Genomic DNA, 200 nt, shown 5'->3' with positions numbered 1-200 from the left:
GCAGCAGGGGATATCCCGCTGTTTGTCGTTCGCCCAGGAAACGACGAAACTGAGTGGGCCAAGCGTGTCGACGGCATTCTCACACCACCCGTCCGTACCCTCCAGAATGGTGAGACACGGTTCTACACGACCGACTCGAATCTCACGTTCAACGGCGGAGCGACCGAAGAAGGTGGGGTGACGGCCGTGCGACCGGCGAG

1 protein-coding gene is annotated in these 200 nt (G+C 61.5%); it reads left to right on the top strand.

Annotated features, from left to right (window positions below):
• The coding region (locus FJT57_RS16785; RefSeq protein ID WP_203229220.1) for a hypothetical protein at positions 1 to 200 on the top strand (200 nt) is incomplete at both ends.

Origin of the sequence: Halobellus captivus (genome assembly GCF_007655485.1) — an archaeon.
GTDB lineage: Archaea > Halobacteriota > Halobacteria > Halobacteriales > Haloferacaceae > Haloquadratum > Haloquadratum captivum.
The sequence above is the reverse complement of the archived record's forward strand: the minus strand, read 5'-3'. Positions and strand labels throughout refer to the sequence as shown.